The following is a 9,935-nucleotide window of genomic DNA, read 5'->3' as shown; positions in this document are numbered from 1 at the left end:
TCATGATGCCCACGCCTGCCACGATCAATGAAATCGCAGCAATGATAAGCCCGGCCCAGCCCGCAACACTCGTGAGTTTGTTCGCAGTTTCGATGAGAGAGCCGCTCGAAAAAATTTCAAAATCGTTTTCCGCGCCGGGCAGGACTTTGCGAATGGCGCGCAAAATGCCGGTGACTTGATCGACGGTGGTCTCATAAGCCGAGGCGCTGGGCGCCTGAATCTGAATCGACATCGAGCGTTTCGAGCCGTAAATTTTTTCGAAGGTGCTCAACGGAATCATCACCAGGTTATCCTGGCTATTGCCAAAAACCCGGCCTTTTTCTTCCAGCGCTCCGACAATCAAGAAACGCTCGGCATCCACACGAATCTCGCGCCCCACCGGATCTTCAAACGGGAAAAGCCGGCCGATTAAATCGTGGCCCAAAACCGCCATGTGCGCGCTGTATTGCTCATCGGTGGGATTGACAAAGCGGCCGTTGCGCAGCAGATAACCATTGTTGTCAAGATACTCGCTGGTGACGCCAACGATCATAATCGTCGGCGTGGTTTTGCGATCTTGATAGCGCACGACGCCGCCGAATTGCATATGTTCGCCGCTCACGCTTTTTGCCAGCGTGGCATATTTCATCACCGCATCCAACTCGTCTTCGCGCAAATCTTTACGATTTTGATAGCGCCGCCATTGCTCGTGGCTGGTGATGATGGCGGGAAATTTTTGAATTTGAAAGGTATTTGCGCCCAACACCGTGAGCTGCTTTTCCAAATCCCGCTGAAAGCCGCCCACAATTGCTTGCATGCCGATAATCGTCATCACGCCGATGATGACGCCGAGCAGCGTGAGCGACGAGCGCAATTTGCTGGCGCGAATCGCGCTCAGGGCAATATCGAGGTTTTCGCTGAAAATCATAGGGCATTCCTGCAAGACAAATTAAGAGGGCGCTACACCAGCGCCGCATACAATCCCATTTGCCTTTGTTGGTTTGATTTTTTTGCTGGCGTCTTTGGCTTTACTCATAGCGCAATGCTTCCGTCGGACTTAGGCGCGCGGCTTTGTTGGCGGGATAGATGCCAAAAAACAAGCCGATGGTCACGACAAAGCCCAGCCCGAGCAAGATGATCCACGGCGAAAAAACCACCGGAAAAGAAAAGGCCTTTTCGATGAGCAGGGCAACGCCCATGGCGGCGCCGATGCCAAGCATGACGCCGAGGCTGCAAATGATCATGGTCTCCACCAAGAATTGCCAGAGAATATCGCGGCGCTTTGCGCCAATGGCTTTGCGCACACCGATCTCGCGCGTGCGCTCCGTCACCGAAACCAGCATGATGTTCATGATACCGATGCCGCCGACGAGCAGCGAGATCGACCCGACGCCGATGGCAAGCGCCCACAACCCGGCCGTCAGGCTGTTGTAGAAATTCATCAGCAAGCTTTGGCGGTTGATGGAGAAATCATCTTCTTTGTGCGGCGCCACCTTGCGCACGCGCCGCAAAATGCCGGTCAACTCATCCTGCGCCTCGTCCAACAGATCGGCGTGCTGCACCTTGACTTGAATTTCAACCGAGCGGCGCCGGCCGAAAGCATTTTCAAACGCGCCGATAGGCACCACCACCAAGACGTTGGGATTCCAACCAAAAACTTTTCCGCGTTCCGTCAACACACCCACCACGCGAAAACCGCGATTAGCAAGACTGATGCGCTTGCCGACGGGATCTTCACGACCGAACAGTTTTTCGGCGATTTCTGCGCCCAACACACACACGTTGCGGCGATAGTCAACATCCATCGTTGTGATGAAACGTCCGAGCTCGGGACCGGTGTTGTTGGTCTGAATATAATTGTCATTCGAGCCAACAACTAAAACACCGCTAATGCCGGTGTCCTCGTATTTCACGTTCACGCGCGTGTAGATGCTGGGCGTCACGGCTTTGGCGAGGGTGGCATACTTCACCACCGCGTCATACTCGCGCATGGTGATGTCTTTGCGATTGCGAAAGCGCGCCCATGCTTCTTGATCGTTGTTGACCCAGGCAAATTTCTGAATGTAGAGCGTGTCGGTTCCAATGGAGGAAATTTCATCGTAAAACGATTTATTGATGCCTTGAATCAACGCGACTATCGTGATCACCGTCATGACGCCGATCACAATGCCGAGCGTGGTCAACAAAAACCGCAGCTTGTTCGCGCGCAACGCCTGAAGGGCAATGAGGATGCCCTCCCACAAATCCAGGAAAAGGAGCAACATAAAATTTAGCGCCTTTGCGGTTTATTGCGATAATCCGGCGCGAGGCCGCGCCAGACAGGTCAGACATTAATTCTTGCCGGGCACCGTCGTATCCGACTCGATGCGGCCGTCGCGCAGGCGAAGAATGCGGTGGGCATGCTCGGCGATGTACTCTTCGTGCGTGACCAAAATAATGGTATTGCCTTGATTATGCAAGTCGGAAAAAATGTTCATAATCTCGTCGCCCGTGGCGGTATCGAGATTTCCGGTCGGCTCGTCCGCAAGAATGATGGAGGGATTATTCACCAGCGCACGCGCAATCGCGACACGCTGGCGCTGGCCGCCCGACAGTTCGTTCGGTTTGTGCGTCATGCGATCAGCCAGGCCGACACGCTCCAAAGCCGCTTTTGCCTGTGCGCGCCGCTTGGAGGCGGCGACGCCGGCATAAACCAGCGGCAACTCGACGTTGTGCAGCGCGGTCGCGCGCGGCAGCAAATTAAAGGTCTGAAACACGAAGCCGATGCGGCGATTGCGGATTTCCGCCAACTGATCGTCATCCATTTTGTGCACGTCTTCGCCGCCGAATTGATACTTGCCCTCGGAGGGCGTATCGAGACAGCCGAGTATGTTCATCAACGTGGATTTGCCGGAGCCGGAGGGCCCCATGATCGCGACATACTCATTCTCGCCGATTTGAACGTCAACGCCGCGCAGCGCGTTCACCTTGATCTCGCCGATCTCGTAAATCTTAAAAAGCTTTTGCACGTCGATTAGCATGATCGTTTCCTCGTTTCTTACACCCGCGCACAACCGCTTGCGCAGCGGGCACAACTGCTCTGGCAAAAAATGGTTTGTTAAGACTGCTCCTTCTCACCCTTCAGCGGCGTTTCTTCCTTTTTGATTTTCACCGCCTCGCCGTCTTTCAGCGTTTTTGAGAGTATGCGATAGGGGCCGGTGATCACCTCATCACCCTCCTGCAGCCCGCTCAGCACCTCCACATGCGTATCATCGCTGATGCCCGTAATCACCGGAACCATCACCGCTTTGCCTTCGCGAATGACGAACGCAACTTCGATCAGGTCTTTCTTGGCGGCGATCACCGGCTCATTTTTCGCTTCATCAGTGGAAGCGACTTCCCGCACCTTGGATTGTTCTTCCCGTTCCTGTTTGGCGGCGCGACTCTCCATGTAGGCGAGCGTCGTATCCTTTAAATCGCTTTTGGGCCGCACGGTGATGCATTGAATCGGAATATTCAACACCTGCGGATGAATCTCGGTTTGAATGTCAACCGTAGCCGACATGCCGGGCCGCAATTTGGGATGGTTTTCTTTGATGCCGACTGTAACGTCGAAATTCGTCACTTCTTCCTGCGTGCCGCGGCCGGTGGTGGTCGCCATATTCGCAATTTCGGTGACTTCGCAAGCCAACGGATGATCAGGAAGGGCATCAACTTCGAGCTTGGCCTGATCGCCCAATTCAATCAACACGACGTCGTTTTCATCGATTTGCGCGATCATCTCCATCGCGGAAAGATCGCCGACTGTCATAATCACATCCGAGGTGAATTGCGAGCCTAGCGCAATTTCACCGACTTCCTTGTTGAGTTGAATCACGGTACCGTCAATTGGCGAGATCAGCGTGGTTTTGGAAAGATCGTCCTGCGCCTGGTTCAACGCCGCGCGCGCTTCATCAACGCTGCTTTCCGCCAGTGTGAGCGAGGCTTTGACGCTTTCAAGCTCCGCTTGGGAATAGAGGCTTCTGGAGAAAAGCTCCTGGCCGCGCTGATAGTCGCTGCGCGCTTTCAACAGGTTGGCTTCGGCGGATTTCAGATTCGACTTGGCGCGGTCCAGGGCCGCAACATAGCGTGTGCGATCCAGCTCTCCCAGGACCTGGCCTTTCTTCACGGCATCGCCTTCTTTCACGTTCAGACGAACAATTTCCGCCGAAACGTTCGCCGAAATTTTGACTTCAATAACCGGTTTCACTTTGCCCGAGCCGGACACCGTCTGAATGACATCCGAGCGCCGGACTTTTTCAGCCTGCACTTCGGTTTGATCGCTACGGCCACGGCGCATATTAAAAAAAATAAGCGCGCCGACCAGCACGATACCCAAAATGCCGATTAGCAATTTCGTGCGTTTTGACATTTAAATTTCCTTCACATAGAAAGCATAAAATTCTTACAAGCCTCGTTGCGCCTGCCTTGGGGGCTGGCAAATCATGCACAGCCTCGTGGAGAAAAATGTCTCCCTCACCGGAAATCAATTTAAGGAGACGGAATAACAGACGCCGCGTTCCTAACAAAAGCGGACGAGTTATTGGCCCAGGGTTCCCATGCTGGCCTTCAACTGCGCGTTGGCAATCATGCTGTCATATTTTGCGCTTACCAGCGTCGAGCGCGCGCGCGTCAAATTGGCCTGGGCCGTGATAATATCCAGCAGTGTGCCGGCGCCCACTCGATAGCGTTCTTGCGCCAGGCGCAAGTCTTCCTGAGCGGAGGCCAAATTTTCGGTGTTAATCGCGGTGATTTCCTGCCAGGCCTGCAATCTCAGCAGCGCTTGTTCCGCCTCCAGCCGAATGTTGCGCAAACGATCGGTATAATCTTCTTCAGCAATGCGATAATTCAAGCTCTCGCGCTCGAGGTTGGCTTGATCCGAGAATCCATTGAACAAATTCAAGCGCATGTCGATGCCCACCGAGCCGTTCCAGTTTTTGTCAAAATCCGAATAAACACGCCCGAACTCGTTGTGCGTGCGGCGATACGCTCCGGAGAGCGAGAAGCTTGGCAAATAGGCCGAGCGCGCAATGCTTTTGCCGATGCCGGCGCTGCGCATTTGAAATTTGTAGCTCTGCAGCTCAGGATTTTTTTCAATTGCGACGTTTAAAACGTCTTCCAGAGTATAGGAGCGCGTTTCCGGCAATGCTTCCATATCAATAATATCAAGTTCAGCATCCGGCGGGCGGCCCATGGCAACGTTCAACAGCGAACGCGCATTGCGCACTTGATTCTGCTGCGTGATGAGATTGATGCGATCATTGCCGAGTTGCGTACGCTGGCGAAAAACGTCGCCTTGCGCCACCGAGCCGATCTCGTACATGCTTTCGGTGCGTTTGAGCTGCTCTTCACTCGACTTTGCGGCATCCTCATAAACCGCCAAAAGTTGGCGCTCTTTCAAATAGCCAAAGTAGCGCTGATGCACGAGCAAAATCGTGTTTTGTTTGGTCGACTCAAATGTCTTGGCGCTGGCATCTTCGCTGGCGCCCGCTTGTCTGATGCGATTCCAGCTTGCGCCAAAATCAAAAAGCGGCAGCGAAGCGGAAATTTGCGCGGAATGATCACTCGTACTGAAGCCGGCTTGCGTGAGGGTGCGGCGTTCGTAGACGGCCTGGCCGGTTACCGGATCAAAACCCACAAGCACGTCGCCAAGCCGCGTGCGATTGCCTTGACGGAAACGGCCGGAGGAGAGAGAAAGATCGAACGACGGCAACACGCCGGAACGCGCAGTGGTCACTTGCGTACCCGCAATGTTCAGCCGGCGCTGCGCATTTTGCAGCGCGGAATTGCCGCGCAGCGCAACGGCAATACACTCGTCCAACGTCAAGGCCTTGCCGTTTTGCGCCAAAGCGGCGCCGGAAAGGGCAACCGTAGCCAGCAGCAGATAGAGTGTGATTCGTTTCATGATAATTGTGACGCTCCTTCCTTAGTTATCGTTTAACTGGTCATCGTTTTCACGGCGACGCCAATGGCCACAAAAATGGCCCACCACACAAACACAGTGATCATGCTCTTCTTCGTTGAAAATTTATAGGCCGCAGCAAAACCAAAACCGGCGACGGCCACCCACCAAATATTAAGCAAATCTATTTGCGACAGCAACGTATGCAACACACTCTTGCTGTCTCCGGAGGGCAAAAGCCCAGCCAGGCTGGTTGCGCTTTCCATCACCCCTCGCGCTTTCATCACCGGCGCGTTAATGAGCGAACTTACCAGCGTAATCACGCCGCTCCAGCATACCGTGGAAAAAAGCGTTTTGAATTTGGTTTGACCGCCCAGCAGAATGTTGCCGGTGAACATCAAGAGGCCGCCGATGGCCAGATAAAAAACGCCCGTGCCCAACACCGCAAAGATCGGTGTGGTGATCTTCATCACCTTTTCCATGCCGGCAATTTGCTCTTCGGTCATGTTCGGGTTTCTTTTCAGGGTTTCCGTGCGCTGCGTTTCGATGATGAGATCTTGTGTATACAAGGAAAACGCCAACGCAGACACGCAAACGAGAATCAACGGTATCAGCCAACTCGGGCGCGCCGCAATGTCTTGCATCGTCGCCGACGGCGAGGTGAATACGCCAATCAGGCGTTCCACAAAACTTTTGGATTTGGGGGTTACGGTTGAACTGGAACTCGGGTCGTTGTAAGTCATCTTCCTCCTCCACAGGTTTAGCTCTGGGGTTCAAAAACAGTGCTTTAAGACGAACGATTTAATCAAAAGTTTCCGCATAATTTAAACTTGCCTGAGGCGCTTGCGCCATGATTTCATCTTTAATATTCAGCAAATATGCGCGCGCCGCGCCATGCTCATTGGGAATTACGCCCTCTAAAATCGCTTCTTCAATTGCGGTTTTTAATTTGCCCACCAGCGGGCCGGGCTGCAATTGGCAGAGCGTCATAATCTCGTCGCCGCGTACCGGCGATTGAAACGCGCGCATGCGATCTTTTTCTTCCACTTCATTGAGGCGCCGCACGACGAAATCAAAATTTTCGAGATGCTGTTTGCGGCGCTGTGCATTGCCCGAGGTGATATCCGAACGGCAGAGCGTGAGCAAATCTTCCAAATCTTCGCCGGCTTGAAACAGCAACCGGCGGTAGGCGGAATCGGTACACTCTTCTTCCGTAAGCGCAATCGGGCGCAGATGCAAACGTGTCAGTTTTTGCACATAGTTTGACCATTCCATCGGCAGCTTGAGCCGGCGAAAAATCGGGGGAATCATGCGGCCGCCAACGTCCTCGTGGCCATGAAACGTCCAGCCTTTGCCGGGCTTGAATTCTTTCGTGCGCGGTTTGGCGATATCATGAAACAGCGCCGCCAGGCGCAAGGGTATTTTATCCGACACGCTGCTGAGATTATTCAAGACCATCAGCGTGTGATTGAACACGTCCTTGTGCTGATAGCCGGCGTATTCTTCCACGCCTTTCAATTCGACCAGCTCCGGCAAAATGATTTGCAGCACGCCGGATTTGTCGAGCAGATCGAACCCGATCGAGGGTTTGGGCACAGCCACGATTTTGAGCAATTCTTCGGTAATGCGTTCTTGCGAAATAATGCCCAGCCGCTCGCGCATTGCCGCCATCGCAGCAAATGTTTTTGTTTCGATTTTGAATTGCAATTGCGCCGCGAAACGAATGCCGCGCATGAGGCGCAGCGGATCATCATTGAACGTTGCGCCCGGCTCCAATGGCGTACGGATCACGCCGGCCTGCAAATCCGTGCGGCCTTCGAAGGGATCGTGCAATCGCCCGGCGTCCGGCGCATGCAGGGCAACCGCCATGGCATTTATGGTAAAATCCCGGCGCGCCAAATCGGTGGACAAATCCGCAGGCTCCACCTCGGGTTTGCGCGAATCGCCGCGGTAGCTTTCCTTGCGTGCGCCCACGAACTCGAGTTGTTGCCCCTGCCAGCGCAGCATGGCGGTGCCGAATTTTTGGAAAACCGTAGGCTTGGCGACGCGCAGATGCCGCGCCAGCGCGGTGGCGAACTGAATGCCGTCGCCAACCACGACAAAATCAATTTCCTGACCGCCCTTCTCGTTTTCCAGGCGGTGCAGCAAATAATCACGCACAAATCCGCCCACGACATAAACTTCCTGATCGTGCTGATTAGCGAAATCGCCGATGGTTTTTAGAAGGGGGAATTCTTGCAAAAGGGTTATCATGAAATCAAGGACTTGGTATTCAGAAAATTCCGAAGCCGGACAAGCCGGAACTAAAATGCTTACTGTAAGCGGATTTCTTGGTAAGCGAATAAAGCAAGAGCTGTATTCGCTTACAGAAAAGTCTTTGCTTTTAAAACTCCGAATTCACGCTTAATGGATTAAACCGATTTGCAGACAAGCTGCAAATCAAAACTTCTGCGCAGCAGCAAATACCTGTTCGGCGAAACTCGGTGACCATCGGCGATAAAGTTTTTCCATCGAAATGCGTCGAAGTCACCGAGCATCGCCGAAAAAACTCTGGCAGGATGATTTATCGGCAGAATTATTTTGAATCGTTCTGCCGACAAATTGTTCTGTCACAAACTTTCGGAATTTTATTCTAACTTTGAGCGCCTTATGGCCTACCCCGATTTTCAGACAAGCTGAAAATCGAAGCTCTTCGAGCAGGTTTGAAAACTTCGCCCACAGAAGTGGAACTGCCACAGAAAGGGAAAAGCCTTTTCAGTGGGATTTCAGTGGGCGAAACACGTTCAGAATTTTATTCTAACTTTAAAAAGCTAATCATCTAAGGAACTTTGGCAGTCATAATGCTAATCCCGACTTGCTCGGCCACGGCCTGGCCGTGGCATCTGCTGTGGTCAAGCCACGGCCAAGCCGTGGCTGAACACCATCGCTTGGACCAGACGCCATCCCTCACGTTCAAGCAGCTTTATGACTTCCCGAACTTTCATTGCAATCCACCAGCCCCATTTGTCAATTACAACATTTTCATCCAGCCAAAACGATTTCAGTGTATGCGCATGTTATTGCCCGCGTTTTCCTCCAAAACAGCCGCGATCTCGACAAAATCTTCGAACCGATGATGCGTAATTTGTTCTTTCTGCAGCCAGTCCGCCAGCTCGCCTTTGGCAAAAATCAAATTCGCTTCCCGCGCGCCGCAACGGTCGGAAAAGCCGTCGCCAATGTAGACGACCGGTTCATGGTCATGTCGCATGCGGCGCACGTGATAACCCTTGCAATTCGCGCAGCGGCCGCAGCTATGCTCGCGATGAGGGAACTCCACAAACAGGCGATCGGGAGGCGCGAGACGCAAATGATTGCTGTAAACCGGCAATGTGAGACCGTGACGCGCGAGAATGCGTTGAATGTAATAATCCCAGCCGTCGCTGAGCACGATTAACGGCCAAGCGCGACTGCGGCACAATGCCGCAAACTCGACAAAACCGTTGCTCAACATTTGACGATCACAAAAGGCCTCGAGTTGGAATTGCGTTACACGGATCGTGGCGCTTTCGCGCTCGATACATTGCCAGGAACTGATTTCATCGCGCTTCCACGCGGCAACAGCCTCAGCACAGGACGCTGCATCGCCGAATGTCCGCGCCAGAAGATTGCCAACATCGTTTTGTGCAATGGTACCGTCAAAATCCGAGAAGATGATCATGCAAAAAAGATAGGCAAAAATGCCTCGGAAGGCAAGCTGCAAAATGGCGGGGCGTCAATGCTTGCAACAGATCAACCACGGCTTCGCGGAAGTTCAGCCACGACTGAGCCGTGACTTGCCAATGTCCGACGTTCAAATCCATCACATATCCTGCGCAAGCAAGGGGGAACTTCTCAGAACCTCTCACCGATCATTGCGCAGTCGCACGGCCACCGCCGCCGTTTTTGCCGGCAGTTTCAATACACTTTCGCCGCCAGTCATCTGAACAATGTTGCTTCCCAAAATATCCTGCCAGCTTCCTCCCGGCAAACGCAGCGCGTGTTCCCGCTCATCCAAATT

At 53.3% G+C, this 9,935-nt stretch carries 8 protein-coding genes; all 8 read right to left on the bottom strand.

The genetic code is table 11. The annotated features are described in order from the left end of the window. Positions 1-907 (bottom strand): ABC transporter permease (locus tag FBQ85_20275; GenBank protein ID MDL1877473.1); only part of this gene is annotated, 907 nt, incomplete at its 3' end. A gap of 100 nt (positions 908-1,007) precedes the next feature. After that, entirely contained in the window at positions 1,008-2,243 is a 1,236-nt protein-coding gene (locus tag FBQ85_20270) for an FtsX-like permease family protein (GenBank protein MDL1877472.1), read from the bottom strand. A gap of 66 nt (positions 2,244-2,309) precedes the next feature. After that, complete coding sequence (locus FBQ85_20265; protein MDL1877471.1) at positions 2,310-2,999, bottom strand: ABC transporter ATP-binding protein; 690 nt, start codon at positions 2,997-2,999, stop codon at positions 2,310-2,312. Between the two features lie 77 nt (positions 3,000-3,076). Next, on the bottom strand, positions 3,077-4,369 hold the full coding sequence (locus FBQ85_20260; GenBank protein MDL1877470.1) for an efflux RND transporter periplasmic adaptor subunit: 1,293 nt from the start codon (positions 4,367-4,369) through the stop codon (positions 3,077-3,079). Positions 4,370-4,537: 168 nt separating this feature from the next. Further along, positions 4,538-5,902 carry a TolC family protein gene (locus FBQ85_20255; GenBank protein MDL1877469.1) on the bottom strand — a complete coding sequence of 455 codons (1,365 nt, stop codon included), beginning with the start codon at positions 5,900-5,902 and terminating at the stop codon, positions 4,538-4,540. Between the two features lie 32 nt (positions 5,903-5,934). Continuing rightward, complete coding sequence (locus tag FBQ85_20250) at positions 5,935-6,642, bottom strand: YIP1 family protein (protein ID MDL1877468.1); 708 nt, start codon at positions 6,640-6,642, stop codon at positions 5,935-5,937. Positions 6,643-6,700: 58 nt separating this feature from the next. Further along, a complete protein-coding gene (locus FBQ85_20245; protein ID MDL1877467.1) occupies positions 6,701-8,152 on the bottom strand; it encodes an HD domain-containing protein in 1,452 nt (483 codons plus the stop codon). 787 nt (positions 8,153-8,939) lie between these two features. Next, positions 8,940-9,596, bottom strand: a complete 657-nt coding sequence (locus FBQ85_20240) for a hypothetical protein (protein MDL1877466.1) — start codon at positions 9,594-9,596, stop codon at positions 8,940-8,942. Positions 9,597-9,935: the final 339 nt, after the last annotated feature.

The sequence above is a fragment of the Cytophagia bacterium CHB2 genome (assembly GCA_030263535.1).
GTDB lineage: Bacteria > Zhuqueibacterota > Zhuqueibacteria > Zhuqueibacterales > Zhuqueibacteraceae > Coneutiohabitans.
This window is presented reverse-complemented; position numbering and strand designations above follow the sequence as displayed.